General features: G+C 66.4%; 21 protein-coding genes. 15 read left to right on the top strand and 6 right to left on the bottom strand.

Going from position 1 to position 24,345, the window contains the following annotated elements:
- Window positions 1-131: 131 nt before the first annotated feature.
- A complete protein-coding gene (locus tag ASE64_RS17005) occupies window positions 132-1,838 on the top strand; it encodes an AMP-binding protein (protein ID WP_055783481.1) in 1,707 nt (568 codons plus the stop codon).
- Between the two features lie 65 nt (window positions 1,839-1,903).
- Complete coding sequence (locus tag ASE64_RS17000; protein WP_055783479.1) at window positions 1,904-2,083, top strand: hypothetical protein; 180 nt, start codon at window positions 1,904-1,906, stop codon at window positions 2,081-2,083.
- 18 nt (window positions 2,084-2,101) lie between these two features.
- Here ASE64_RS17000 and ASE64_RS16995 read toward each other — a convergent pair whose 3' ends face one another.
- Window positions 2,102-3,598, bottom strand: a complete 1,497-nt coding sequence (locus ASE64_RS16995; protein WP_055783476.1) for an SDR family oxidoreductase — start codon at window positions 3,596-3,598, stop codon at window positions 2,102-2,104.
- Window positions 3,599-3,645: 47 nt separating this feature from the next.
- Between ASE64_RS16995 and ASE64_RS16990 the strand changes: the two genes are divergently transcribed.
- Window positions 3,646-4,113 (top strand): NUDIX hydrolase, encoded by a 468-nt coding sequence (locus ASE64_RS16990; RefSeq protein WP_055783473.1) that lies wholly within the window; start codon window positions 3,646-3,648, stop codon window positions 4,111-4,113.
- A gap of 21 nt (window positions 4,114-4,134) precedes the next feature.
- Here the strand turns inward: ASE64_RS16990 and ASE64_RS16985 are convergent, their stop codons facing one another.
- Both ASE64_RS16985 and ASE64_RS16980 read right to left on the bottom strand, forming a co-directional pair.
- Window positions 4,135-4,569 (bottom strand): DUF3592 domain-containing protein, encoded by a 435-nt coding sequence (locus ASE64_RS16985; protein ID WP_055783469.1) that lies wholly within the window; start codon window positions 4,567-4,569, stop codon window positions 4,135-4,137.
- 17 nt (window positions 4,570-4,586) lie between these two features.
- Window positions 4,587-7,034, bottom strand: coding sequence for an ATP-dependent DNA ligase (locus tag ASE64_RS16980; protein ID WP_055783467.1), 2,448 nt, complete (start codon window positions 7,032-7,034; stop codon window positions 4,587-4,589).
- 71 nt (window positions 7,035-7,105) lie between these two features.
- On the opposite strand from ASE64_RS16980, the gene ku reads away from it, so the two are divergent.
- From ku to ASE64_RS16965, 3 genes are read left to right on the top strand one after another with little or no spacing between them, the layout of a single operon-like run.
- Window positions 7,106-7,999, top strand: coding sequence for a non-homologous end joining protein Ku (gene ku, locus ASE64_RS16975; RefSeq protein WP_055783464.1), 894 nt, complete (start codon window positions 7,106-7,108; stop codon window positions 7,997-7,999).
- 9 nt (window positions 8,000-8,008) lie between these two features.
- Window positions 8,009-9,163, top strand: coding sequence for an acyl-CoA dehydrogenase family protein (locus ASE64_RS16970; protein ID WP_055783461.1), 1,155 nt, complete (start codon window positions 8,009-8,011; stop codon window positions 9,161-9,163).
- Between the two features lie 9 nt (window positions 9,164-9,172).
- On the top strand, window positions 9,173-10,354 hold the full coding sequence (locus tag ASE64_RS16965) for a glycoside hydrolase family 3 N-terminal domain-containing protein (protein ID WP_055783459.1): 1,182 nt from the start codon (window positions 9,173-9,175) through the stop codon (window positions 10,352-10,354).
- 1 nt (window position 10,355) lies between these two features.
- Here the strand turns inward: ASE64_RS16965 and ASE64_RS16960 are convergent, their stop codons facing one another.
- The gene (locus tag ASE64_RS16960; protein WP_055783456.1) at window positions 10,356-11,510 is read right to left on the bottom strand and encodes a bifunctional 2-methylcitrate synthase/citrate synthase; all 1,155 of its coding nucleotides are present in this window, start codon (window positions 11,508-11,510) and stop codon (window positions 10,356-10,358) included.
- 60 nt (window positions 11,511-11,570) lie between these two features.
- Window positions 11,571-12,404, bottom strand: a complete 834-nt coding sequence (locus tag ASE64_RS16955; protein ID WP_082466502.1) for a DUF4349 domain-containing protein — start codon at window positions 12,402-12,404, stop codon at window positions 11,571-11,573.
- A gap of 115 nt (window positions 12,405-12,519) precedes the next feature.
- On the opposite strand from ASE64_RS16955, the gene ASE64_RS16950 reads away from it, so the two are divergent.
- Window positions 12,520-13,503: an aldo/keto reductase gene (locus ASE64_RS16950; protein WP_055783453.1), complete on the top strand. Its 984-nt coding sequence runs from the start codon at window positions 12,520-12,522 to the stop codon at window positions 13,501-13,503.
- Window positions 13,504-13,601: 98 nt separating this feature from the next.
- On the top strand, window positions 13,602-14,912 hold the full coding sequence (locus ASE64_RS16945) for a coiled-coil domain-containing protein (RefSeq protein ID WP_055783450.1): 1,311 nt from the start codon (window positions 13,602-13,604) through the stop codon (window positions 14,910-14,912).
- Between the two features lie 3 nt (window positions 14,913-14,915).
- Here ASE64_RS16945 and ASE64_RS16940 read toward each other — a convergent pair whose 3' ends face one another.
- Window positions 14,916-15,740, bottom strand: a complete 825-nt coding sequence (locus tag ASE64_RS16940) for an aldo/keto reductase (protein ID WP_055783447.1) — start codon at window positions 15,738-15,740, stop codon at window positions 14,916-14,918.
- 72 nt (window positions 15,741-15,812) lie between these two features.
- Here ASE64_RS16940 and ASE64_RS16935 point away from each other — a divergent pair, with 72 nt between their 5' ends.
- The 7 genes from ASE64_RS16935 to ASE64_RS16905 all read left to right on the top strand — a co-directional run bounded on the left by ASE64_RS16935 (window position 15,813) and on the right by ASE64_RS16905 (window position 24,339).
- A complete protein-coding gene (locus tag ASE64_RS16935) occupies window positions 15,813-16,877 on the top strand; it encodes a LacI family DNA-binding transcriptional regulator (RefSeq protein ID WP_055783444.1) in 1,065 nt (354 codons plus the stop codon).
- Between the two features lie 133 nt (window positions 16,878-17,010).
- The gene (locus tag ASE64_RS16930) at window positions 17,011-18,663 is read left to right on the top strand and encodes an ABC transporter substrate-binding protein (RefSeq protein WP_082466500.1); all 1,653 of its coding nucleotides are present in this window, start codon (window positions 17,011-17,013) and stop codon (window positions 18,661-18,663) included.
- Entirely contained in the window at window positions 18,656-19,717 is a 1,062-nt protein-coding gene (locus tag ASE64_RS16925; RefSeq protein ID WP_082466498.1) for an ABC transporter permease, read from the top strand. The genes ASE64_RS16930 and ASE64_RS16925 overlap by 8 nt, the downstream gene beginning before the upstream one ends.
- A complete protein-coding gene (locus tag ASE64_RS16920) occupies window positions 19,714-20,652 on the top strand; it encodes an ABC transporter permease (RefSeq protein ID WP_082466496.1) in 939 nt (312 codons plus the stop codon). Before ASE64_RS16925 ends, ASE64_RS16920 begins: the two co-directional genes overlap by 4 nt.
- Window positions 20,649-22,319 (top strand): ABC transporter ATP-binding protein, encoded by a 1,671-nt coding sequence (locus ASE64_RS16915; RefSeq protein ID WP_055783438.1) that lies wholly within the window; start codon window positions 20,649-20,651, stop codon window positions 22,317-22,319. The genes ASE64_RS16920 and ASE64_RS16915 overlap by 4 nt, the downstream gene beginning before the upstream one ends.
- Entirely contained in the window at window positions 22,316-23,167 is an 852-nt protein-coding gene (locus ASE64_RS16910; protein WP_055783433.1) for an alpha/beta fold hydrolase, read from the top strand. Before ASE64_RS16915 ends, ASE64_RS16910 begins: the two co-directional genes overlap by 4 nt.
- Window positions 23,167-24,339 carry a glycoside hydrolase family 1 protein gene (locus ASE64_RS16905; protein WP_055783431.1) on the top strand — a complete coding sequence of 391 codons (1,173 nt, stop codon included), beginning with the start codon at window positions 23,167-23,169 and terminating at the stop codon, window positions 24,337-24,339. The genes ASE64_RS16910 and ASE64_RS16905 overlap by 1 nt, the downstream gene beginning before the upstream one ends.
- Window positions 24,340-24,345 lie beyond the last annotated feature (6 nt).

The following is a 24,345-nucleotide window of genomic DNA, read 5'->3' as shown; positions in this document are numbered from 1 at the left end:
CCGATGGTACTGCAAGGGGGACCTTGTGGGAGAGTAGGACACCGCCGGACTCCTATTACACGAATGGCCACCCCCTAGGGGTGGCCATTCGCTGTTTAACGACCTTCTCAGTAGGACGGTAAAGTCGTAGGGTGCTCAGAGCAGAGAATCATCCCCAGTCCGCCCGACCATGGCTCGCGAGTTACCCTCCTGGCCAGGACTCGGACATCCCCGACATCACGTTCCGATCGATCCCCGAACTCGTCGCCGCCACGTGCGCGAAGTTCGGTGATCAGCCGGCGTTCTCGAACATGGGCCACGCCCTGTCGTTCCGCGACGTCGATGTGCTCTCCGACCGTATGGCGGCCTTCTATCAGAAGGAACTTGGCCTGGTTCCCGGCGATCGCATCGTCATTCAGCTGCCCAACCTCCTCCAGTTTCCCGTCGCCATGTTCGGCGCGCTGAAGGCGGGCCTCGTCGTCGTCAACGCCAATCCGCTCTATACGGCCCACGAGCTCAAAGCGATCCTCGTCGACTCCGGCGCCGTCGCCATCGTCGTGCTCGAGAACTTCGCCGTCACGCTCGACCAGGAGATCGGCGGCACGGACATCCGGCACGTCATCTTGACCTCGGTGGGCGACCTGCTGCCGCTGCCCCAACGCGCGTTCACGAACTTCGCTGTCAGGTACGTGAAGAAGATGGTTCCCGCTCATTCGCTGTCGGGCACGATCTCGTTCCGCGACGCGCTCAGCAGGGGAGCGCAGCTCGTCTTCGACGCACCCAGCATCGCACCGGAGGACCTGGCCTTCTTGCAGTACACCGGAGGCACCACCGGCGGCACGAAGGCCGCCATGCTGACTCACCACAACATGCTCGCGAACCAGTTCCAGATCATGGGACCGATCAGGGTGGCTCTGCAGGAGGGCGTGGAGACGGTCATCGCCGCCCTGCCGCTGTATCACGTGTTCTGTCTCACGGTGAACTGCCTGGGGTTCTTCCACTTCGGGGCCCACAACGTGCTCATCACGAACCCTCGCGAGACGGATGCGCTCATCAAGACCGTGACCAAGTACCGACCGAGCGTTCTCATCCTCGTGAGCACCCTCGCTGCGGCGCTGCTCGACCGGCCGGGCTTCGACACACTCGACTTCGCCCCGCTCAAGCTGAGCGTCGCAGGTGGAATGGCGCTGCGCACCCAGGTCGCCGAGGAGTGGGAGCGCAGGACCGGCTCGCAGATGGTGGAGGGCTACGGGCTGACCGAGGCCTCTCCCGTGGTGTCAGTGAACCCCACCATCGGCACGGCTCGCCTCGGAACGATCGGCCTTCCCCTTCCGTCGACCTACGTCGAGATCCGCAACGACGACGATGTGGCCGTTCCCTTGGGCGAGAGGGGAGAACTCGTGGTCTTCGGCCCCCAGATCATGAAGGGCTACTGGAACAAGCCAGAGGAGTCTACGAAAGCCATCGGACCCGACGGCTGGCTGCACACGGGTGACGTCGCGATCATGGATGCTGACGGCTACGTGACGATCGTCGACCGCATGAAGGACATGATCGTGGTCGGTGGCTTCAACGTGTATCCCGCTGAGGTCGAAGAGGCGGTGCTCAGCGACCCCAGAGTAAAGGAGGCCGGCGTCATCGGCGTCGACGACGAGCACTCGGGCGAGACGGTCAAGTTGTTCGTCGTGCGCCAGGATCCGTCGCTCACCGAGGCCGACATCCGCGGCTATCTCAAGGATCGCCTGGCCGGCTACAAGCGACCCAAGTACATCGTCTTCCGCGACGAGCTGCCGAAGACCAATGTCGGCAAGATCCTGCGACGCGAGCTGAGGGAACCGGGCGACTCGGCCTCACGATAGTCTGGGTGCACAGTCTTTTTCATGCGGTGCCTCGGCGGCGCCACGATCGAACGGTAGTTGTTTTCATGAGAGTCATCGTCTTCATCCTGTGCCTGGCTGTCTTCGTCGCCGGGATGGTTGTGATGGCGTACTCGTTCCCCGGTGACGGAGGCTTCCTCGCCGAGGTGTTCGTGGGCGGCGTGCTGCTGTCGTCGGCCGCCGTCTTCGTGCCGATGAGTGTTCTGCGCTGGCTCGACCGGGCATAGCCCCGAAGCGGGCTGCAGCTACCAGGCTGCGGGCTTGTAGTCCTTCAAGAAGACTCCGTGCAGGTCTTCACCGGCTTCGCCTCGAACGATCGGGTCGTAGACCCGTGCCGCGCCGTCGACGAGGTCGAGCGGGGCGTGGAAGCCCTCTTCCGCCAGACGCACCTTGGTGGGGTGAGGACGCTCGTCGGTGATCCAGCCGGTGTCGACGCTGGTCATCAGAATTCCATCCGACTCGAGCATCTCGCCGGCGCTCGTGCGAGTGAGCATGTTCATCGCCGCCTTGGCCATATTCGTGTGCGGGTGCCCGGGCCCCTTGTAACGGCGGCTGAACTGCCCTTCCATGGCCGAGACGTTCACGATGTACGTGCGGCGTGCCTCGGAAGCGGCCATCACGGGGCGCAGGCGGCTCACGAGGATGAAGGGCGCCGTCGTGTTGGCGAGCTGCACCTCGAGCATCTCGAGGGGATCGACGTGCTCGACGTTCTGCGTCCAGCTGTTGACGTCGTGCAGATCGGGCACCAGCCCTCCCGCGTCGATCGCGGTTCCCGCGGCGAGGCGGTCGAGCGAGCTCGAACCCGGTGCCATGGCGAGATTCGTGAGTTCCCACGCTGTGAGCTTGTCGGCGACCAGTGCGGTGGATCCCAGAATCGGGTGCGCGGCGACGGACGCCGCCAACGCCTGCGGATGCGCGTCGTTGGTATGCCCGAAGGTCACCAACTCGGGCAGCGGCCGGTCCGTCGGCAACGGCTCCAGCTCGGCGTCGGTGAGCGGTGCGTACGAGCCGGGGGAGCGCTTGACTGTCTGAGCCGCGTTGTTGATCAGGATGTCGAGGGGCCCCTCTGCGGCGACGGCGTCTGCGAGGGCGATCACCTGCGCGGGATCTCTCAGGTCGATTCCCACGACCTTCAGACGATGCACCCACTCGGATGCGTCGGGCAGGCTGGAGAAGCGACGCACGGCATCCCGGGGGAAGCGCGTCGTGATGGTCGTGTGGGCCCCATCGCGCAGGAGACGCAAGGCGATGTACATGCCGATCTTCGCCCGACCGCCGGTGAGGAGCGCGCGCTTGCCGGTGAGGTCGGTGCGGGCATCCCGTTTCTCGTGGCTCATGGCCGCGCAGTCGGGGCACAGCTGGTGATAGAACGCGTCGACCAGCGTGTAGTGCTGCTTGCAGATGTAGCAGGCCCGCGACTTGAGCAGGGTGCCCGCGGTGGGCGCCTCGATGGTGCTGGCGAGGGGGATGCCGCGTGTCTCGTCGTCGATGCGATCGGATGCCCCGGTAGCCGTGGCCGCGACGACAGCCCTGTCGGCGGCGGCGATTCGCGCGCGCTTCTCTTGCCGGCCGTGGTTCTTGACGGCCTTGAACATCTTGGCGGTCGCTCGACGCACGGCCACGAAATCAGGATGCTCCTGCTCGAGCGTGTGCAGCTGTGCCAGCACCCGAAGGGTCACCTCGAGCTCGTCGGCGGTGAAGCCGGCGGGCGGCGTTTCGGGTTCGTTCGGCAGGTCTGTCATAACCGAACGATTCTACCCGCGGCCGCTCGGCACCATAGTCTCGTCTTATGGCGACTCCTGATTTCGTACTGGCCCTGCGCGAGAAGATCGGTCACGCTCCGCTGTGGCTGTCGGGCATCACGGCCGTGGTCACACACAACGACAGCGTGCTGATGGTTCGGCGCTCCGACAACGGTGCCTGGACCCCCGTGACCGGCATCATCGATCCGGGCGAGCAGCCCGCCACGGCCGCCGCTCGCGAAGTTCTCGAGGAGGCCGGCGTTGTCGCCGTGGCCGAGCGTCTGTCATGGGTGCACACGCTCCCGATGCTGACCTACGAGAACGGCGACCAGTCGGAGTACCTCGACCTCACGTTCCGCATGCGCTACGTGTCCGGTGATCCCTACCCGGCCGACGGTGAGAACACCGAGGCCCGCTGGTTCGCCCTCCACGAGCTGCCGGAGATGTCTCTCGATATGCGCACGCGCATCCGATACGCCCTCGACGAGATCCCCGCCGCTCGCTTCGAACTGTGAGGCCGGTTCGGGAGCGCTGAGCTACTCGACGACGGCGATCACGATCGAGAGCACGACGCTGACCACGCCGACACCCGCGAAGATATAGCCGAGAAGCCTCAGCAGATGCCCCTCTCGGTGGGCGGGGTCGGTGCGAGCCTGCTCCGGACGCCGGGGGTTCACGAACACCGTCACGTCGTCGCCCTCGACGAGATGAGCGGTCTCTTCGGTGTCTGCGGGCAGCTCGTACAGGTGGCCGTCGTCGCCCAGCCATCGGAAGACGTGGGTGTCGTCGGTGTCGCCGCGCGGCGCATCCGGGACCGGGCGACGAGCCACGATCACGGCCATCGTCTCGGTCCAGCCGCTGAAAGCGAGTCGGCGCACGTAGCCCGCGATCAGCAGCGGTATGCCGAGGCAGAGCCCGATCCACGAGAGCAGTTCCACGACCAGCGATGCTGCGTCGAGGGGCGTGGTCATGGATCGATTTTAGGGGTCTACGCGGGACGCGGCTCTTCGACCACGACATCCGCCGGGTTCTTGTCGGTGCGCCATCCCCGCCACACGGGCTGACGGAGCCGGTTCGTCGACGTCCATTCGGCGAACTCGACCTCTCCGACGCCGGACGGGGTGATCCAGTGCGCGTCGCGGCCGTCTGCCGCAGGCACGTCGGTCGCCGGCGATGTCTTGCGCTCCATACGGGCGAACCGTGTGGCCAGCTCGGCGAGATCCCGTTCGCTGAAGCCCGTTCCGACCCGACCCGCGTAGCGGAGCTCGCCGTCTCGAGGCACGGCCACGAGCAGCGAACCGATCGTGTTCGCCCGTCGCCCGGCCCCGGGTCTCCAACCCACCACCACGACCTCCTGCGTCTTGTGCAGCTTGAGCTTGATCCACGCCGACGATCTCTTGCCTGATCGATACGTCGAGTCGCGCTTCTTTGCCACGACGCCCTCCAAGTGCAGCTCTGCACTCGCCGCGAGTGCCTCGTCGAGGTCGCCCTCGTAGGCGGGAGGTACCTGCACGAGGGAGCTCGCGTCGGGCACGACGATCTCCTGCAGCGCCACGCGCCTCTCGTCGTAGTCTCGGGAGCTCAGCGACTCGCTGCCCCGCTCGAGCGCATCGAAGACGAAGAAGTGTGCCCTGGTTGACGAGATTGCACGCTCGACCTCAGATTTCCTCGTCAGTTTCATCCTGCTCTGCAGGCGTCCGAAATCGGGACGGCCCCGCGCGTCGAGCGCGACGATCTCGCCGTCGAGCACGCAGTCGGTCGTTTCGTCGAGGGACTGCGCCACCGCCTCGGCGATCTCGGGGAAGCTGCGCGTGAGGTCGTTCCCGTTCCGGCTCGTGAGTCGGACCTCGCCATCTCGTAGCCGGGCGATGGCGCGGATACCGTCCCACTTCATCTCGAATGCCCATCCTGCGGGGGAGTCGTCGGCGAGAACGGTCTCCCTGGTGCCCAGGGTGGCGAGCATCGGTGAGATGGATCGCTCCGAGGTCGCCGAGCGCCGAGAATCCGCTGCAGGAGTGGTCGAGGGCGCCGCTGCCGGTTGAGCCGGATCCATCAGATGAATGAGCCAGTTGTTCTCGGCGCGGCCGGCGCCCCCCGTGTGGATGAGGGCGAATCGTCGTGGCTCGCCGAGGCCCGACGGTTTCGTTCCCGTCAGGGTGGCGATCACCTCTTTTCCGTCGCGCCACTTCTCGAGCTCGTACGTGCCGGCATCCCAGATCGTCACCTCACCGCCACCGTACTCACCGGCCGGAATCGTGCCCTCGAAGGAACCGTAGGCGAGCGGGTGGTCCTCGGTCTGCACCGCAAGGTGGTTCTGTTTTCCCGACGTGGGCACCCCCTTCGGCAGCGCCCAGCTCACCAGCACCCCGTCGTGTTCGAGGCGAAAGTCGTAGTGCAGCCGCCTCGCGTGATGCTCCTGAATGACGAACGAGCGCCCCTCGGTGGGCTCCGCGGCTTCGCTCGGCACCGGCTCCGGCGTCTTCGAGGCGTCGCGCTTCTGCCTGTACGTCGACAGGCGGTCGGCCGTCGGTTCGAGCGCGTCGAGGTGGCCCTTCGTCAGGTCGGCGAGTGGGTCGCCGCGCCGCTTCACGCGCCGCAGCACCTCGTGGAAGTCGAGCTGGGCGAGCGAGGGACTCGACAACTCGCGCCAGGTGCGGGGCGCCGCGACCATCGGATGCGACCGGCCCCGCAAGGAATACGGGGTGATCGTCGTCTTCGAGCCATTGTTCTGGCTCCAGTCGACGAGCACTTTGCCCTGCCGGAGTTCTTTCTTCATGTCGCTGACGATGAGATCGGGGTGGGCAGCCTCCAGGGCGCGGGCGAGCTCGTGCGCCACGGCGGACACCTCGTCTGACGTCTGTCGGCCGTCGAGGGCCGCATAGAGATGGATGCCCTTCGACCCGCTCGTGACGGGCATGGGATCGAGTCCCATGTCGCGCAGGATCTCGCGGGCGAGGCGGGCGACTTCGGCACACTCGGGCAGACCCGCACCCTCGCCGGGGTCGAGGTCGAGCACCAGACGATCGGGATTCTTGGGCTCGCCCGTTCGAGCGAACCGCCACTGCGGCACGTGGATCTCGAGTGCCGCGATCTGGCCCAGCCAGGTGAGCGTGGCGAGATTGTTGACGAGCGGATAGTCATTCGAATGGTTCTTGTGCTCGATCGTGCCGCGGGTGACCCAGTCCGGAGTGCCGTCGTCGAGATTCTTCTGGAAGAACATCTCGCCCGGATGCTCCGCGGTGCCCACGCCGTTGACCCACCTCTTGCGGGTGGCGGGCCTCTCGCGGGCATGCGGAATCAACACGTGCGCGATGGACGCGTAGTAGTCGAGGACCTCGCCCTTCGTGGTTCCGGTCTCGGGATACAACACCTTGTCGAGGTTGGTCAGAGTGAGTCTCTGCCCGCCCACGGACACCACCTGTTTCGTCGCGCTCATGCTGACATTCTCTGCACGATCCGGGGGTCAAGGGCTAGTGCTTGCGCTTCGAGAGGAGTTCACTCGGATGTATGAGAGCCATCTGGAAAGGCGCCGTCACGTTCGGCCTCGTGAACGTGCCCGTGAAGGTCTACGCGGCCACCGAAGACCACGACATCTCGTTGCACCAGGTGCACGATGAAGACGGCGGGCGAATCAGGTATCAGAGACGCTGCGAGATCTGCGGCAAGGTCGTGGACTACGCCCACATCGACAAGGCATTCGACGACGGGGAGCGCACCGTGGTGCTGACCGACGACGACCTCTCGAGTCTGCCGGAGGAGAAGAGCCGCGAGATCGATGTGGTCGAGTTCGTGCCGAGCGAGCAGATCGATCCGATCATGCTCGACCGCAGCTATTTTCTCGAACCCGACTCGTCGAGCGCCAAGTCGTACGTGCTACTGCGGCGAACGCTCGAGCAGACCGACCGCACCGCGATCGTGCACTTCGCGCTCCGGCAGAAGACGCGCCTCGGCGCCCTGCGCGTACACGGCGATGTGCTCATGCTGCAGTCCCTCCTCTGGTCGGACGAGGTGCGCGATGCATCCTTCTCCGCCCTCGACGAGCGGGTGCGCATCACGGCGAAAGAACTCGAGATGTCGAGCGCGCTCGTCGACAGCTTCGCCAGCGACTTCTCTCCCGAGGACTTCACCGACGACTACCAGCAACAGCTCCGCACGCTCATCGATGCGAAGCTCGAGCAGGGCGAGGCCCTCGACACCGACGCGACGTTCGGGGAGCAACCCGAGAAGGAGTCCGGGGGAGAGGTCATCGATCTCATGGAGGCTCTGCGCCGGAGCGTCGAGCGGAATGCGGCCAAGAAGAAGCCGGCACCGAAGAAGAAGCCGGCGGCGAAGAAGACGGCTGCGGCGAAGAAGCCTGCTGCCGAGAAGGAGCCGGCGGCGACCAAGAAGCGCCGGGCGTAATGTGGGGGCGTGCATTCCCCGCTGATCCCCGACGACGTCATCGCGCGCATCCGTTCGCGCGCCGCCGGATACGACCGTGACAACGTCTTTCCACACGAGGATCTTGCGGAGCTGATCAGGCTCGGGTATCTCGGACTTTTCGCTTCTACGGATCAGGGCGGACGCGGCCTGGGGCTCGCCGGGGTCGCGCGTGAGCAGAGGCGCCTTGCAGCGGCCGCGCCCGCGACGGCGCTCGCGATCAACATGCACCTCGTCTGGACGGGCGTGGCGAAGGCCCTGCGGGATCGCGGAGACGAGTCGCTCGCCTTCGTGCTCGACGAGGCTGTCGCCGGTGAGATCTTCGCCTTCGGCAACAGCGAGCCGGGCAACGACCTGGTGCTCCTCGACTCTCGCACCCGAGCCGACCGACATCCGGACGGGTCGTATTCGTTCACCGGCCGCAAGATCTTCACGTCGCTGTCGCCGGTCTGGACGCGACTCGGCGTCTTCGGTCGCGACGATACGAGCCCGGATGCGCCCCAGCTCGTGCACGCCTTCATCGATCGGGCGGCCGGCGGGTATCGAATCGAGGATGACTGGGACACGCTCGGCATGCGCGCGACGCAGAGCCACACCACGATCCTCGAGGGAGTCACGGCGCCGGCCGATCGCGTGTTCCGACGCATCGCGCCGGGGCCGAGCGCAGACCCGCTCGTCTTCGCGATCTTCGCGAACTTCGAGATCCTCGTGGCAGCCGTCTACGCCGGTATCGCCGACCGCGCCCTCGAGCTGGCGGTGCAGGCTGCCCACCGTAGAACGAGCCTGAAGTCGGGCGGCCGACCCTACGCATCCGACCCCGACATCCGGCATCGCGTTGCCGAGGCCGCGATCGCGCTTGACGCGCTCGAACCGCAGATCGACGCGTTGGGCCGCGATGTCGACGAACTCGTCGACCACGGCACCCGCTGGTTCTCGAAGCTCGTGGGTGTGAAAGTGCGTGCGACTGAGACCGCTCGGGTCGTGGTGGACCAGGCGATCAGAGTGACGGGAGGGTCGGCGATGTCGAACTCGAGCGAGCTCGGCCGTCTCTACCGCGACGTCTTGGCGGGCATGTTCCACCCGTCAGACGACGAATCCGCACATGCCACCGTGGCCAACTCGCTCCTCGGCCCGGTGACCGAGTGATCGCGTCCGATGCGTCGTAGAGCCGCCGCCATATCGACGTTCGTCTGCCTCGGCCTGCTGCTGACGTCGTGCGCTGGGGCGGGCGAGACGCAAGACACTCCTACCGAGACCCCGACGAAGACCGCGCAGGCGACGCCGGCCCCTGCCCCCTCTGTCGAGGAGATGACGGCGCAGTATGCGTCGGTGCGCGCCGACACCATGACGCTCGAGCAGAAAGTCGCCTCGATGTTCATCGTTCGTGCGCCCGGGGTCGACGGGGCGGCGTGGCAGGCCGCCGTGTCGTCGCGAGGCCTCGGCGGGCTGATCCTCATGGGCGAGAACATTCCGGCAACGCCAGAGGAGCTGGCTGCCCTGACAGGCGGAGTCGCCTCGGAAGACGGTCTCGCCCCGCTGATAGCGGTCGACGAGGAGGGCGGCGACGTGACCCGGCTTCCGTACGACGGCTTCGCCGGAGCCGACACTCTCGCTGCCGAGCCGGAAACGGCGACGCTCGACGCCTTCACCGGTCGGGCGGCACTACTCCATGACGCCGGAATCTCGGTGAACTTCGGCGTCGTCGCCGATGTCACGGCCGATCCCACGTCGTTCATCTTCAGTCGAGCGCTCGGACCGGATGCCGCGTCGGCGTCGCCGAAGGTCGCTGCCGCGGTCGCCGGAGAGAAAGGGCGCGTCTTCAGCACGCTCAAGCACTTTCCCGGGCACGGGGAGTCGACGGGCGATTCGCACACCAGCGTGCCGCAGATCGACGTCGACCTGAACGGATGGCGTGTTCGAGACGCGCCACCCTTCGAAGCGGGCATCGACGGAGGAGCCGAACTCGTGATGTTCGGTCACCTTGCCTACACGCCCGTCGATCCGCAGCCGGCGAGCCTGTCGTCTACCTGGCACGCCGTCCTGCGAGACGAACTGGGGTTCACGGGCGTGACCGTGACCGACGATATGGGCATGCTCGAGGCGACCGGCCTTCCCGAGTACGCGAATCCGGGCGAGAACGCCATCCGAGCGGTCGCCGCCGGCAACGACCTGCTTCTCTACGTGACACCGGGCGACATCGACGCGACCATCTCCGCTGTCGTCGGCGCCGTCGAGGCCGGGCGCATCGACCCCGCCGTCATCGACGACGCGGTCGAACGAGACCTGGAGCTGCGCCGAACCCTCTGGCTCCGGCAGCATCCCGACGTTGCGTTCTGATTCAGCCCTCGAGGTGTCGCTCGTCGTGACCGGAGTAGGCGCTCAGCGGCCTGATCAGTGAGTTCGAGGCGCGCTGCTCCATGATGTGAGCGGTCCAGCCCACGATGCGACTCGCGACGAACAGTGGCGTGAACGTCTCGGTGTCGAATCCCATGAGGTGATACGCGGGGCCCGACGGGTAGTCGAGGTTCGGCAGGATGTTCTTGCGCGCGGTCATGGCGGTCTCGAGCGCGTCGTAGAGGGCGCCGAGATCGGGGCGGTCGTAGTGCTCGAGGAGTGCGTCGAGGCTGGTCTTCATCGTGGGCACTCGCGAGTCGCCGTGCTTGTAGACGCGGTGGCCGAAGCCCATGATCTTGCGCTTCTCGGCGAGGGCGGTGTCGAGCCAGGCGGCAGCCTTGTCGGCGCGGCCCACCTCGTCGAAGGTGTGCATCACGGCCTCGTTGGCCCCGCCGTGCAGGGGTCCTTTGAGCGCGCCGATCCCTCCGACGACCGCCGAGTACAGGTCGGCGAGAGTCGAGGTGATGACCCGGGTAGTGAAGGTCGACGCGTTGAACGAATGCTCCGCGTAGAGGATCATCGAGACGTCGAACGCATCGACCACGACCAGCTCCGGAACATCTCCGAAGGTCATGTGAAGAAAGTTGGCCGAGTAGCCGAGGTCGTCGCGCGGTTCGACGACGTCGTCTCCGTGACGACGTCGCTGGTCGTAGGCCACGATCGCGGGGATCCTGGCGTAGAGACCGATCGCCTTCTCGAGGTCGGCCTCGGGCGAGTCGTCGGATGCTCGTGGGTCGCTTGCGCCGATGACGCTCACGGCTGTGCGCAGCACATCCATCGGGTGAGCGGTGAGCGGCAGCTCGTCGATGATGCGCCGGACCGCGACGGGCAGCGCGCGCTGAGCGCGCTCCACGCGCTCGAACTCCGCGAGCTGTTCGTCGGTGGGGAGCTCGCCGTGCCAGAGCAGATACGCCACCTGTTCGAACGAGCAGAGCGCGGCCAGTTCTTGAACGGGATAGCCGCGGTAGAGCAGCGAGTTGCTCTCGGGATTGACCTTGGAGATGGCCGTCGTGTCGACGACGACACCGGCCAGGCCCTTGTGGATGCGAGGTTCTTCGACGATCGCGGACGAATCTGACACGGGCGGGCTCCTTCGCATGAGGCTGCGCCCTCCCGAACGGGGGACGCGGTCGCCATGCTATCGAACCGGGGTGATGAATCAGGAGGCCGGCGGAGGGGAAGCTCTGCGTCGGGACACCGCGCGGATGATGACGATCGTGACCGACGCGAGGATTGTCAGAACGGCCAGCCAGGGCAGGGCCACGCCGAAGGCCACCAGGGAACCGTTGAGAGCGCCGACGAAGGAACGCCAGCCGACGAGCAATCCACCCCAGAAGTCCCGGGGCGCACCGGTGGCGATCGCACCCGCGGTGTGCAACTGCAGATCGATCGTCGAATAGGAGATCTGGTCGCCCAGTAGGTCGCGTTGCGACGTCAGGGAATCCAGCTCGGCTTGACGCGTGGAGAGCGCGGACTCGAGCGTGATCAGGTCGTCAGTGTCAGTGGCGGCGGTCATGAGGTCGAGAAGCCGGTCGACCGATGCCTGCATCGCCGTGATGCGGGCATCGAGGTCGGTCGTCTGGGTCGTGACGTCGGTCGACGCGATCGACACAGACTCGACGGTGCCGAGTTTCTTCAGGTCGTCGAGCGTTTCTGTGACCTCGTCTTGAGGCACCCGGATCGTGAGCGCCGCGCTCGCCGACTCCGAACCCGTTTCTGCCTGTTCTGAACGATTGTCGATGCGCCCGCCGTGCTGCTCGACCACGCTCACCGCCGACCCGCTGGCTTCGGCAGGGTCATCCACGGTGATCGAGACCCACCCCGTCGTGATGACCTGCGCATCGGCCGACACGGCACCGTCTCGAGGCGTGCCTGGCGCGGACCTCTCCTGCTGGGGCGAGGCAGGGGCCGGCGCCCCGGACGAACTGGAGCACCCCGTGAACAGCAATGCGGCGGCGACGGTGGCGACGGCTGCGAGCGCGAATCTCTTCATGAGGGTCACGCTAGGGACGGTTGGCTGCGAGCAGAGTGAGCGAGATGCGATGGTTACCCTCTCGTTATCGCGCCGTTACGGACCTTGCGTGGGGACGAGCACCTAGGCTCGATGCATGGACTATCGCACTCTCGGACGCACTGGACGAACCGTATCGAGCATCGGACTCGGTACCTGGCAGCTCGGAGCGGATTGGGGCGACGTGAGCGCCGCCGAGGCCCACGCGGTTCTCGATGCGGCCGTCGAGTCGGGCGTCACGTTTTTCGATACCGCCGATGTCTACGGCGACGGCCGCAGTGAGCAGTTGATCGGCGAGTACCTCGAGGCACACCCCGACAGCGAGGTCACCGTGGCGACGAAGATGGGTCGACGCGAGGCGCAGGACCCGTCGAACTTCACGCTCGAGAAGTTCCGCGAGTGGACCGACCGCTCGAGGCGCAACCTCAACGTGCAGACGCTCGATCTGGTGCAGTTGCACTGCCCGCCCACCGCGGTGTTCAGCTCCGACGCCGTGTATGACGCGCTCGACACGCTCGTCGACGACGGTGTCATCGCCAACTACGGCGTCAGCGTCGAGACGTGCGACGAGGCCCTCGCGGCCATCGCTCGCCCCGGCACCGCAACGGTGCAGATCATCCTCAACGCCTTCCGTCTCAAGCCTCTCGATGCCGTCCTGCCCGCGGCCATCGAGGCCGGAGTGGGCATCATCGCGCGGGTTCCGCTGGCATCCGGTCTGCTCAGTGGGCGGTACTCGGCCGACACGGTGTTCGCGGCCGACGACCACCGCAACTACAACCGCGACGGCAGCGCGTTCGACGTGGGCGAGACCTTCTCCGGTGTCGACTTCGAGGCCGGCGTCGCTGCCGCCCGCGAGTTCGCGGCGCTCGTGCCTGACGGAACGACACCTGCCGCGGCGGCCCTCGCGTGGGTCGCGTCGCGTCCCGGTGTCAGCTCGGTCATTCCCGGTGCGCGCAATGTGGCTCAGGCCCGTGCGAACGCCGCAGCCGGCTCTGTCGGTTATCTCGGCGAGGCTTTCGAAGACGGCGTCAACGACATCTACGATCGCTACTTCCGCGAGGCCGTGCACGGCCGCTGGTGACAAGTTGCCGTGGGTGATGCGCCGGTGGCGTGTTGCTGCGTCGATGCTCGCGAACTCGGGTCTACTTTCGTAGGCGGCCCAAGAGAACGAGGACATCGGTGAGCAGAGCACGTCGTACGAACCATACGATCACGGCCCTGGTCGTCGCCGCGATTGTCGGCGCGACCACATTGTCTGGCGGCGCGGCCGCACGGGCCGACGACTACCCGTCATGGGACGACGTGCAGGCCGCGAAGGCGAGCGAATCGGCGAAGCAGAGCGAGGTCGACCAGATCACCCAACTCCTCGCGCAGCTGAAAGACGAGGCGTCGGCAGCTCAGCAGCAGGCCAACGAGAGGTGGACGCTCAACGAGAAGGCGCAGAAGGCGCTCGAAGACGGACAGAAGACGGCGGATTCGCTCGCGGATCGCGCGGCCACCCTGCAAGCGTCCGCGGACGCGTCGAAGAAGCAGGCTGCGCAGCTCGCGGCGCAGTTCGCTCGCCTGGGCGGTGGTGAAGACGTCACGTCGATGCTGCTGACCAGCTCCTCCGGCGAGAGCGACGATCTGCTCGGCAAGCTGGGGTCGTTGAGCAAACTCAGTCAAACGGTCTCCGGCGTGTATGCCACCGCGAAGACGCAGAGCAACGACGCGGCGGCGATGAGTGATCAGGCGCAGGTCGCGAAAGACGCGTTGACGTCGCTGGCGAACACGGCGGCGTCCTCGCTCTCCGACGCCCTCTCTGCTCAGAAGGCTGCGGTCAGCGCGGTGAACGCCCAGTCCGCCCACGAGTCGGAGCTGCAGGCTCAACTCGCCTCGCTCACTCAGAACGTCGCAACCACAGAAGCGGACTACCAGGCAGGCATCGCGGCGGCGGAGGCGGCCGCGGCTGCTGCGGCTGCGGCCGCCGCCCAGGCGGGGTCCGCGCCCGGAGCGCCCATCTCTGACGACGCACGCACGCTCGCGCTGGAACTGGTCGGCGACATCCAGGCCGGTCGTCTGACGGGCGCCCAGCCCGACCACCTTCAGGAGATCGAGTGGATCGCTGCCGGTGACTCCGTGGAGAACTGCGGCATCGACACGCAGATCCTCGCCGCGATCGTCGTCGCCGTGCGCACATTCGGCTCGGCCGGAGTGAGCGATATCAATCGCAAGTGCACCGGCCAGATCGAGGGTGCCGGCATCTATTCGGCGCACTATGTGGGCGGGGGAGGCCATGCGGTGGACTTCAACGCGCTCGATGGTCAGGGCCTCTCAGGAGCAGACGACAATTCGCTGCGCCTGATCGCGGTGCTCGACCAGGTGATGCCCTCGGGCTCCGGACTCGGCCAGCGCCAGTGCCGCATCAATGCCGGGGATGAACCCGATTTCGCGAACTTCCACGACTTCGCCGACACCTGCACCCACCTGCACGTCGACGACCTGACCTGAGCGTCAACCGAGGTCGTCGGGGTCTTTTCCCGTGCGCTGGCCGCTGTCGAGCGCGGCGATGCGCGCGCGGTCATCGTCGTCGAGTTCGAAGTCGAAGACGTCGACGTTCTCGCGGATACGTGCCGGTGTGATCGACTTGGGGATCACGATGTTGCCGAGGTCGAGTTGCCAGCGCAGCACGACCTGAGCCGCTGAACGGCCGTGCTTCGAGGCGAGCGCCGCCAACGTCGGATCGTCGAGGATGCGGCCGCGTGCCAACGGAGACCACGCCTCGGTCGCGATCGAGTGTGCGGCGTCATACTCCCGCACCTCGGCCTGCTGAAGCCACGGATGCAGCTCGACCTGATTGATCACCGGCGTCTCTCCACCCTCCGCTGCGAGCCTCTCGAGGTGGTGCGGGTGGAAGTTCGAGACGCCGATCGAGCGCACGAGGCCGTCGGCCTTGAGGCTCTCGAGCGCACGCCAGGTCTCGACGTAGCGGTTCTGCCGCGGGGCAGGCCAGTGGATGAGGTAGAGGTCGAGGTAGTCGAAGCCGAGCTTCGAGAGGCTGGCGTCGAACGCCCGTCGAGTCTCGTCGTATCCGTGGTCGCTCTGCCAGACCTTCGAGGTGACGAACACCTCATGCCGCGGAACGTCGCTCGCACGGACCGCCTGACCGACGCCCCTCTCGTTCTCGTAGAACGCGGCCGTGTCGATGTGGCGGTAGCCGGCGTCGAGGGCGTGAGCGACAGCATCCGTCGCCTCGGCGTCTGACACCTTGTAGACGCCCAGGCCGAGCTGGGGGATGGCGCGTCCGTCGGACAGGGTCACAAGGGGAGAAGTAGGCACCCGACCATTATCGACGACTCGGTGGCGGGCGCCCGTCGTGCAGACTAGAGGGCGACGAGGGGGGAAACGAGCATGGCGAAAGCGCCTACCGTCTACGACGTGGCCGAGCGCGCCGGCGTATCGATCGCCAGCGTGTCGCGCGTGCTGCGCAGTCCCGACTCGGTGAAAGAGCAGACCCGGGAGCGGGTGCTCGAGGCGGTACGACACCTCGGCTACGTTCCCAGCGCGAACGCCCGGGGGCTCGCGGCGCGCCGAACGAACGTGATCGGGCTGTTCTTTCCCGGCCACGACGATGTGGCGGGATCCGACGCTCAGCCCCTGGCGGCATCCGGCGGCGTGACGATCGTGCGCGACGACCCGACGACCGAACCCGAGACGAACAACTTCTATTTCGACGAGGTGCTGCGCGGGGCCGAGATCGAGGCCTGGCGACGCGGGTTCGCCCTGATGGTGGCCGCCGGCCGCGGCGCGTCGCGCGAGGCGATCGTGAACGACATCGCGGGCCGGGTCGACGGCCTGGCCGTGCTCGCGCGCACTGTGCCCGACGAGCTGCTCACCCATGTGGCCCGGCGCATCCCCGTGGTCGTTCTCGCCGCAACGCGTGGAACGGACGAGTTCGATCACGTGAGCGTCAACAACGCTCCCGGCATGCGCGCGATGACCGAACACGTTCTGGGCACGGGGGCCCGGCGACTGCTGTACATCGCCGGTCCGGAGGACTCGCCCGACGATGCCGAGCGACTGCAGGGATTCCGGGCGGCTGTCGACGGTGTCTCCGAGGTGACGGTCGAGCTGATCCGCGGTGACTTCAGTCGGGTGCGGGGGCGCGAGATCGCGCTCGGGGTCGACACGCTGCCCGACGCGATCGTCTGCTCGAACGATCAGACGGCCCTCGGCGTTCTGGATGCGATGGGTCGCCGATCCATCAGCGTTCCGGACGACGTCATGGTCACCGGATTCGACGGCATCGCGGCCGGGCGGCACTCGTCGCCACGACTGACGACCGTGCATCAGCCGATGGTCGAGCTCGGACGAGCGGCCATTCAGGCGCTCACCGCGCGGCTCGACGACCCGTCAATGGAGGCGCGGTCGCTCGTGCTTCCAGTGCAGGTCGTGCTGCGGGAGAGCTGCCCGTAGCTGTCGCCTGCGAGCTCGCAGCGCTCTGGGCATTCCGCTTGCATTTGCAAACTGTAAGCGCATACAGTGTGGTGAACGTGCACGTCACCACCATTCACGTCAGTTCATCGTCGACCTGAGAAAAGCGGTTCCAATGAAGCACCCAACCCGACGCCGATTGGGCGCCCTCGTCGCAGCCATCATGCTGACCACGGGGCTCGCGGCATGCAGCATCCAGATCGAGAGCGCACCCGATCCCTCGATCCCGAAAGACACGATGCTCGTCGCGGCCGACAACGGCTCGCCCCTGTTCGAGCGCAACTTCAACCCCTACATGACGAACAAGCGCACGGCCGCTTTCTACATGTACGAGCCGCTCGTCGTTCTCGACAACGTGACGGGCGAGGAGCACCCGTGGCTCGCCACGGGCTACGAACTCCCCGATCCCTCCACGGTGGTGTTCACCATTCGCGACGGCGTCACGTGGAGCGACGGCAAGCCCTTCACACCGAAGGACGTCGCATTCAGCTTCGATCTCCTCAAGAAGTACCCCACCTTCGACCTGCAGGGCATCTGGAGCTACATCGACACGGTCGAGACGAGCGACACGACGGTGACCGTGCACCTCAAGGCACCCGATGTGCCGGCCGCGCAGCTCATCGCGACGACGCTCATCGTGCCCGAGCACATCTGGAAGGATGTGCCCGACCCGTCGACGTTCCGAAACCCCGATCCCGTCGGCACCGGTCCGTACACCCTGGGCAACTTCGCCGCTCAGCAGTACACGATCGACAAGAACCCCACCTACTGGCAGGCCGACAAGGTCGCCGCCGAGCACATCATCCTGCCCGCGACCAACACCCAGCTCGACGTGGCCACCAAGGGCTACGACTGGGCCTATTCGTTCATCTCCGATGTCGATGGCGCCTGGGTCGGGGCCGGCAATAAGAACACCTACTGGTTCCCGCCGGGAGGCACGGTCGCCCTGTTCCCGAATCTGACCAAGGCTCCTTTCAACGATCTGAACGTGCGACAGGGGCTATCGCTCGCGCTCGATCGCAAGGCCGTGGGCGATTCGGCTGCAGAGGGATACATGGATGTGGCGGGCCAGACCAACATCCTGCTCCCGTACCAGCAGAACCTGCTCGACCCCTCGATCCCCGACTCTGGGCTCGTGGCCCAGAACCAGCAGAAGGCGCTCGAGTACTTCGCTCAGGCCGGCTACACCCAGCAGGGCGGAAAGCTCGTGGATGCCTCCGGCACCCAGCTGAGCTTCACCATCACGACGGCCAACGGCTACAACGACTGGCTCAAGGGCGTGCAGGAGGTGCAGAAGCAGTGGGGCGCCATCGGCATCGACGTGAAGGTGGCGAGCCCGCAGCCCGCGGCCTACCAACTGGCTCTGCGCAACGGAGAGTACGACCTCGCCATGGGCGGAACGGGCGGAACCGGCTCGATCTTCCGCGACTTCAACGGGCTCCTCTCGAGTGACTACCTCAAGCCGGTCGGAGAAGAGGCCGTGTTCAACTTCGAGCGGTACGACAACCCCGAAGCCGACGATCTGCTGACCCAGTACAAGCTCGCCATCGATCCGGAGAAGCAGAAGCAGCTGGGTTATCAGCTGCAGAACATCGTCTACAACGATCTGCCCGTGTTCAGCCTGTACTACGGCGGATCATGGGGCCTCGTGAGCAACGCGAAGTTCACCGGCTGGCCGAGCGAAGCCGACCCGTATGCCTCGCCTAAGACCTACGACTCCACACCCCTGCTCGTTCTCACCCATCTGAAGAAGGTCAACGATGACTAGCGTCACGATCGCGCCCGGCAGCGCCGATGTCTCTGCCGCGCCCCGCACATCAGGATCAGGCGGAGGGAGGGCATGGGGCTACGTGGCCCGCAAGGCCGGCCTGCTGCTACTCACGCTGTGGGCGGCCATCACGCTCAACTTCATCCTTCCCCGTCTGATGCCCGGTTCGCCGGCCGACGCGGCCCTCGCGAAGCTGGCACAGAACGGTCCGGTCAGCGACGCGACCAAGGCGGCCATCGAGGCCCAACTGGGAGTGCCGACCGGCAACATCCTCGAGCAGTATGTGGCGTACCTGCATCAGGTCATCACGCTCGACTTCGGCGTCTCGTACACGTTCTACCCGCAGAGCGTCTCCGAGCTGGTCAGCACCGCGCTGCCGTACACGCTCGTGCTGGTCGGCGTCGTGACGATCATCGCCTTTGTGCTCGGCACCCTGCTCGGCGTGCTCGCCGCGTGGAAGCGCGGAACCTGGCTCGACACCCTGCCCACCCTCGCGGGGTCGTTCGCCAGCGCGTTCCCGTACTTCTGGACCGCTCTGCTTCTGCTGTTCTTCGCGGGGTACGTCGGCAGGCTGTTCCCCACCTCCGGCGCGTACGGACCGACCGCATCACCGCAGTTCACGATCGGCTTCCTCGGCGACGCGATCTATCACGCCGCTCTCCCCGCGCTGACGATCCTCATCACTTCGCTCGGCGGCTGGATTCTCGGAATGCGCAACACGATGATCTCGACGATCGGCGACGACTACGTGACCTTCGCCGAGGCCAACGGGTTGAAGCCTCGCACCGTCGCCCTGCGCTACGCGGCACGCAACGCGATCCTTCCGAACCTCACCTCGTTCGGGCTCGCACTCGGCGGCGTTGTCGGCGGATCGATCCTGGTCGAGCGGGTGTTCGGATACCCCGGCATCGGCTACCTGCTCTTCAACGCGGTCACCAACCAGGACTACCCGTTGATGCAGGCCCTGTTCCTGATGATCACCGTGAGCGTGCTCATCGCCAACTTCCTCGTCGACATCTTGTACGGCGTGCTTGACCCGAGGACCCGCCGATGAGCACCCAGAGCATTCCCCCCTCGACCCGCGCTGTGCGCGCCATCGAGGAAGCGTCGATCGCGCCCGCACCGAGCCCGCTCAAGGTGGTGCTGCGCGTCGCATCGACCGTGTGGTCGAACGGCAAGGCCCGCATCGGCATCATCATCCTCGGACTGATGATCCTGATCGCGGTCTTCGCGCCGCTGCTGGCTCCGTACGGCGCGAGGCAGAACGGCTTCGACCGCTCTGCGGATGCCTCGGCCGCGCACTGGCTCGGCACGACAGCCGCCGGCGAAGACGTGCTCTCCCAGCTCATCTGGGGCGCGCAGATCAGCATCTTCGTCGGACTCATCGCCGGACTGCTCTCGACCGTGATCGCAGTTCTCGTGGGCCTCAGCTGGGGTTACGTGCGAGGCTTCGGCGCCGATGTCATCAACTTCATCGTCAACCTGTTCCTCGTGATTCCCGGGCTGCCGCTGATGATCGTCATCGCCGCGTACCTCTCGGGTGGCGGCATCGGCATGATCATCGTGGTCGTCGTGATCACCGGATGGGCGTGGGGTGCGCGCGTACTGCGCAGCCAGACGCAGTCGCTGCGTTCTCGTGACTTCGTCACGGCCGCCGTCTTCAGCGGCGAACGTCCGTTCCGGATCGTGTTCCGCGAGATCCTGCCGAACATGACCTCTCTCATCGTGGGCAACTTCTTCGGAGCCGCGACAGCGGCGATTCTGGCGGAAGCCGGGCTCGAGTATCTGGGCCTCGGAGACACCACGGTGGTCAGCTGGGGAACGATGCTCTTCTGGGCGCAGAACTCCAACGCCCTGCTCACCGGTCAATGGGCGCTGCTGTTCGCGCCCGGCTTGTGCATCGCCCTGCTCGCCACGAGCCTCACCCTCATCAACTTCGGCGTCGACGGAATCTCGAATCCGCGCCTCCGGGAAGGAAAGCAGCGATGACCGCCCTGCTCGAGATCACAGACCTCTCCGTCGACTATGGAGAGGGTGCAGACAGCACGCATGCCGTGAACCATGTGTCGTTCACCCTCGAGCACGGTGAATTCGTCGGGCTCGTAGGCGAATCGGGATCGGGGAAGTCCACCCTGGGCTTCGCCGTCACAGGGCTCTCGAAACCACCGGCCCGAGTCGTGGGCGGCAGGATCCTGCTCGACGGAGTCGACATCGCGAGCCTCTCGAGTGACGATCTGCGGGAGCAGCGCCACGGCGGCATCGCCATGGTGCTGCAGTCGGGCATGAACGCGTTGAACCCGGTGCGCAGCATCCGCAACCACTTCGTCGACATCTTCCGTGCCCATGGCCACATCGACCGAGCCGACTGGGGCACCCGGGCGGCGGAACTCGTCGCCAAGGTCGAGTTGCCCTCCAGCGTTCTCGACCGGTTCCCCGGCGAGCTGTCGGGAGGAATGCGTCAGCGTGTATCGATCGCGCTCGCCCTGTCGCTCGAGCCGAAGCTCATGGTGTTCGACGAGCCGACGACCGCGCTCGACGTTCTCGTGCAGCACGCCGTGATGGACACGATCATCGAGTTGCAGAAGAGAGAGAACTTCACGGCGTTGCTGATCAGCCACGATCTCGGCATCGTCCTCGAGTCGGCGCAGCGGGTGCTCGTGATGCACGAGGGCGAGATCGTCGAGGATGCGCCGTCTCGGCAGATCCTCGAGAACCCCGGCGACGACTACACGAAGATGCTGCTGTCGCACTACGCGGATCCGCGGGCCGAGGTCGTGAAGCTGCCCGGCTTCGAGGGCCGCACTCGCCGTGCACCCGCCGCGGCACCGCCGACCGTGTCGTCTCGCACCCGGCGCCAGGATCAGAAGGCCATCGTCGTCGAACACGTCTCGAAGGTGTACCCGGCGCCGCGCCGGGGCGAGCCGCAGGTCACCGCGGTCGACGACGTCTCGTTCACGCTCGAGCCGGGCCAGTCGCTCGCGCTCGTCGGCGCATCCGGAAGCGGCAAGTCGACGCTGGCGAAACTGATCACCGCGGTCGAGAAACCCTCTGCGGGCAGCGTGCGCTTCGGCGACCTCGACGTGGGCTCTCTGCGCAGAGGCCGATTCCGGCAGTTGCACCGCGACGTGCAGATGGTCTTCCAGGATCCGTACGCCGCACTGAACCCGCTGCACACCGTCGAGTACACGCTCACGCGGCCGGTCGTCAACTTCACGGGGCTGAAGGGCCTCGATGCGCGGCGCCGGGTTCTCGAGCTGCTCGACACCGTCGGCCTGTCGCCCGTCGAGGAGTTCGCGGCCAAGCTCCCACACCAGCTCTCGGGAGGCCAGCGTCAGCGCGTGGTGATCGCACGAGCCCTGGCGAGCAACCCGCAGGTGATCATCGCCGACGAGCCCGTGTCGATGCTCGACGTGTCGTTGCGCGCCGGCGTGCTCGCTCTTCTCGAAGATCTGCGTCAGCAGTGGGGGGTCTCGTTGCTGTACATCACCCACGATCTGCTGTCGGCGCGCGTCGTGACCGACAACATCATGGTGTTGAACGGCGGACGGGTGGTGGAGCGCGGCAACACGGCGGAGGTGCTGCGCAACCCGAGCGACGAATACACGATCCGTCTGCTCGACGCGATTCCGAACCCCGGCCGACGGGACGTGGCGTGACGTTCGGCGGGCTCGCGCTGCCCGAATCGCTCACCGTCTTCTCGATCGACGGCCTGACCGCATTTCGCGCGATGCCCGACGGCCCCGAGCGAGGAGTCGTTCTCTTCGTTCCGGGATTCACCGGCTCGAAGGAAGACCACCGATTTCTCGTCGACCTCGCCGCGCGTCGAGGGTGGGAGGCCTACTCATACAGCCAGCGGGGCCAGGCCGATTCGATCGCTCCGCACGGCATCGACGAGTACTCTCTCGACACCCTCGCGGCCGACGCGGTCGCCGTGGCCGAGCGCATCGCTGGAGGCCGCCCCGTGCACCTGGTGGGCCACAGCCTCGGTGGGCTCGTCGCCCGAGCGGCGGCCATTCTGAGCCCGTCGGTCTTCGCCGATCTCACCATGTTGTGCTCGGGACCGGGAGGCCAGGGAACCGAGCACCACCGCGACGACGCGGCGTTCGTGGCTCGACACGGCACGCTCGCCTGGTGGGAGCACAACAACCTGCTCGGTGCGAGAAACGAAGACGAGGTCTTCGTTCGCGAACGTGCCGCGGCCTCGAGCGACGACAATTTCCTCGCCCTCGCCGCCATCCTGCGCGACACCCCTGACACCGGAGACGCGCTCCGCGACACCGGGCTTGCCGTTCTCGTGGCGCATGGAGATGCCGACGACGCGTGGCCGATCGCCGATCAGCTCGCGATGGCCCGCCACGTCGGTGCCCGCTACGAGATCATCCCGAACGCCGGGCACCTGCCGAACATCGACAACCCGGAATACACGACCGAGCTGCTCGACGGCTTCTGGTCGCAGCAGCCGGGCCTACAAGACCCCAGCACCAACCACAAAGGAGAATCCTGATGCTCACCTTCCCCGACGGCTTTCTGTGGGGTGCGGCTACCGCTGCGCACCAGATCGAGGGAAACAATGTCAACAGCAATTGGTGGGTTCACGAGAACGAGCCGGGCACCACGATCGTCGAGCCTTCCGGAGACGCGGCCGACAGCTACCACCGCTATCGCGAAGACATCCGTCTGCTCGCAGAGCTCGGGCTGAACTCGTACCGGTTCAGCATCGAGTGGTCGCGCATCGAACCCGAGCGCGGGCTCTACTCGCGCGCGTCGGTCGATCACTATCGGCGCATGGTCGACACCTGCCACGAGTTCGGCATCGAGCCGATCGTGACGCTGATGCACTTCACCGTGCCGCGCTGGTTCGAGAACGACGGCTTCTGGCGTGCGTCCGACGCGGCAGATCTGTTCGCCCGCTACACCGAGCTCGCTCTGCCCGTCGTGGCGGAGGGCGTGAACTACGTCTGCACGATCAACGAGCCCAACATCGCCGCGATGCTGGCCGGGGGAGAAGACGCGTCGAACCTCGTCGCGTACGGCCTTCCCAAGCCCGACCTCGGCGTCGCGGATGCGCTGCTCGAGTCGCACCGCCGCTCCCGTGAGGTGCTGTCGCAGGTCTCGGGACTCAAGACGGGCTGGACCATCGCCACCCAGGCGTTCGAGGCGGCCGATGAGCCCGGCTCCGAAGAGAAGAAGCGCGAGATCGCCTACCCGGCCGAAGACTGGTACCTCGAGAACGCCGCGGGTGACGACTTCATCGGCGTGCAGGCCTACACGCGCAACATCGTCGGACCGGAGGGCATCCGCCCGCCCGCCGCCGAGGTGGAGAAGACGCTCACCGAGTGGGAGTACTTCCCTCCGGCCGCCGGAATCGGCGTTCGCGCCGCCTGGGAGCTCAGCGATCACACTCCGGTCATGGTCACCGAGAACGGCATTGCGACCCAGGACGACAGCCGCCGCATCGATTACACCCTCGGCGCCCTCGAGGGGCTGCACGCGTGCATCGAAGACGGCATCACGCTACTGGGCTACCAGCACTGGTCCGCTCTCGACAACTACGAGTGGGCGTCTGGCTTCGCGCCCACCTTCGGGCTCATCGCCTGGGACAAGCAGACCTTCGAGCGCACCCCCAAGCCCAGCGCGAGCTGGTACGGCGAGGTCGCGAAGGCCAACGGGCTCTAAGCGCTC

The sequence above is a fragment of the Agreia sp. Leaf210 genome (assembly GCF_001421485.1).
Taxonomy (GTDB): domain Bacteria; phylum Actinomycetota; class Actinomycetes; order Actinomycetales; family Microbacteriaceae; genus Agreia.
The sequence above is the reverse complement of the archived record's forward strand: the minus strand, read 5'-3'. Positions and strand labels throughout refer to the sequence as shown.

Excerpts from the sequence above, each read along its gene's own strand:
- ASE64_RS16935 (WP_055783444.1), top strand. The coding sequence starts at position 15,813 with ATGGCGAAAGCGCCTACCGTCTACGACGTGGCCGAGCGCGCCGGCGTA.
- ASE64_RS16905 (WP_055783431.1), top strand. The coding sequence starts at position 23,167 with ATGCTCACCTTCCCCGACGGCTTTCTGTGGGGTGCGGCTACCGCTGCG.
- ASE64_RS16985 (WP_055783469.1), bottom strand. The coding sequence starts at position 4,569 with ATGACCACGCCCCTCGACGCAGCATCGCTGGTCGTGGAACTGCTCTCG.
- ASE64_RS16950 (WP_055783453.1), top strand. The coding sequence starts at position 12,520 with ATGGACTATCGCACTCTCGGACGCACTGGACGAACCGTATCGAGCATC.
- ASE64_RS16980 (WP_055783467.1), bottom strand. The coding sequence starts at position 7,034 with ATGAGCGCGACGAAACAGGTGGTGTCCGTGGGCGGGCAGAGACTCACT.
- ASE64_RS16965 (WP_055783459.1), top strand. The coding sequence starts at position 9,173 with ATGCGTCGTAGAGCCGCCGCCATATCGACGTTCGTCTGCCTCGGCCTG.
- ASE64_RS16925 (WP_082466498.1), top strand. The coding sequence starts at position 18,656 with ATGACTAGCGTCACGATCGCGCCCGGCAGCGCCGATGTCTCTGCCGCG.
- ASE64_RS16930 (WP_082466500.1), top strand. The coding sequence starts at position 17,011 with ATGAAGCACCCAACCCGACGCCGATTGGGCGCCCTCGTCGCAGCCATC.
- ASE64_RS16995 (WP_055783476.1), bottom strand. The coding sequence starts at position 3,598 with ATGACAGACCTGCCGAACGAACCCGAAACGCCGCCCGCCGGCTTCACC.
- ASE64_RS16955 (WP_082466502.1), bottom strand. The coding sequence starts at position 12,404 with ATGAAGAGATTCGCGCTCGCAGCCGTCGCCACCGTCGCCGCCGCATTG.
- ASE64_RS16960 (WP_055783456.1), bottom strand. The coding sequence starts at position 11,510 with ATGCGAAGGAGCCCGCCCGTGTCAGATTCGTCCGCGATCGTCGAAGAA.
- ASE64_RS16915 (WP_055783438.1), top strand. The coding sequence starts at position 20,649 with ATGACCGCCCTGCTCGAGATCACAGACCTCTCCGTCGACTATGGAGAG.
- ASE64_RS16990 (WP_055783473.1), top strand. The coding sequence starts at position 3,646 with ATGGCGACTCCTGATTTCGTACTGGCCCTGCGCGAGAAGATCGGTCAC.
- ku (WP_055783464.1), top strand. The coding sequence starts at position 7,106 with ATGAGAGCCATCTGGAAAGGCGCCGTCACGTTCGGCCTCGTGAACGTG.
- ASE64_RS16920 (WP_082466496.1), top strand. The coding sequence starts at position 19,714 with ATGAGCACCCAGAGCATTCCCCCCTCGACCCGCGCTGTGCGCGCCATC.
- ASE64_RS17000 (WP_055783479.1), top strand. The coding sequence starts at position 1,904 with ATGAGAGTCATCGTCTTCATCCTGTGCCTGGCTGTCTTCGTCGCCGGG.